The organism is Promicromonospora kroppenstedtii DSM 19349 (assembly GCF_000515355.1).
In the GTDB taxonomy this organism is placed as follows: domain Bacteria; phylum Actinomycetota; class Actinomycetes; order Actinomycetales; family Cellulomonadaceae; genus Promicromonospora; species Promicromonospora kroppenstedtii.
The window spans coordinates 1-1624 of record NZ_KI911691.1 but is presented as its reverse complement, the minus strand read 5'-3'; the positions used below and the strand labels follow the sequence as shown (position 1 = coordinate 1624).

Sequence of the window (1624 nt, the reverse complement as noted above, 5' to 3'; positions counted from 1 at the left end):
GGTCAGGGCCCCGGCGGCGACGACCGCCGTGCGACGCGCGACGGACGGGCGGCCGGTGGCCGCGCGGGTGGTGCGATTCGGGTGCATGAGCACTCCCTTGTGCATGCGCGGGGCATGGCGCCCCGCGGAGTTTTCAACGTGTGCAAACTAGCTCTGCTTTGCGTACGTTGCAAGGCCTATCCTTGGGTCCACCAGGATGAAAGGGGACGCGGTGCCGATCACACTGCGCGATGTGGCAGAGAAAGCCCAGGTCTCGGTGCGGACGGTGTCGAACGTCGTCGCCGGCTACACGCACGTGAGCGAGCGGACCCGGCAGCGGGTGCAGGCCGCGATCGAGGAGCTGGACTACCGGCCCAACCCGGTGGCCCGCACGCTGCGCACGGGGCGCACCGGCGTGCTGGCGCTCGTGGTCCCGGAGATCGACGTCCCGTACTTCGCGGAGCTCGCACGGGAGGTGATCGACGCCGCCGCCGCGCTGGGCTACCGCGTCATGGTCGACCAGACGGGGCACGACCACGAGCGCGAGCGCCGGCTCCTGACGGGCGCCGACCGCACGATGCTGTTCGACGGCGTCCTGTTCACCCCCCTGGTCACGCAGGGCGAGCTGGCCGAGATGGAGCCCAGCCGGTCGATGCCGCTCGTGCTGCTCGGCGAGCACGACTTCGACGGCCGCTACGACCACGTGGCCATCGACAACGTGCAGGCGGCCCACGACGCGACGGCCCACCTCATCGCGACCGGCCGCACCCGCATCGCGGCGATCGGCGTGCAGCCCGACGAGGACTACACCACCCCGCGCCAGCGCACCCTGGGCTACGAGCGAGCGCTGGCCGAAGCGGGGCTGACGTCCGAGCGCGAGCTGCTGCGCCCGGCCGCGCACTACAGCCGGGCCGACGGGTACGACGCCGCCACGGCGCTGCTCGCCCTGCCCGAGCCGCCCGACGCCATCTTCTGCTACTCCGACCTGCTCGCCATGGGCGCGATGCGCGCCGTCTTCGACGCCGGCCGCAGCGTGCCCGACGACGTCGCCGTGATCGGCGTCGACGACATCGAGGAGGGCCAGTACACGCACCCCAGCCTGTCCACGGTCTCGCTCGACACCCCGTTCATCGCCCGGCAGGCCGTGGGTCGGATCGCCGAACGCATCGACGACCCGGACACCCCCGCGGTCGAGGTCACGGCGCCGCACACCCTGGTGGTCCGCGAGAGCACGGCGGTGCCGCCCGGGAGCTGACGGCGGGTGCCGGGGGCTGACCCGGCTACCCGTCCTTGAGTCGGCACTGGCGGCAGGTTCGGCAGTTTGCCCCGCAGACTCGGCAGCTTGCATCGAGGTCGGCACAGGCCTCTGCCGACCTCGATGCAAAGTGCCGACCCCCCAGCGCCGTGGTGAGCCGGGAGTGCCGATCACGAAAAGATCACGCCAGGTGGGTCCCGCACCGCCGGAGGAGGCGCTAGTGTGGGCCCACCTCGGCTCGGCCCACCACGATGCCGCGTGTGCGCTTCAGCTTCCGAACCAGAAAGGTCCCAGCCTTCATGGATCCCAACCTCGAACCGGCCGCACTCCCCCGTGCACGCGGCCGGCACCGGGCGGCGCACCGCCCCCTGGCCGGCGTCGCGCGCGCCG

General features: G+C 72.4%; 1 protein-coding gene. It reads left to right on the top strand.

All coding sequences use genetic code 11. The annotated features are described in order from the left end of the window. Positions 1 to 232: 232 nt before the first annotated feature. Positions 233 to 1234, top strand: a complete 1002-nt coding sequence (locus tag PROKR_RS16570) for a LacI family DNA-binding transcriptional regulator (protein WP_245605856.1) — start codon at positions 233 to 235, stop codon at positions 1232 to 1234. Positions 1235 to 1624 lie beyond the last annotated feature (390 nt).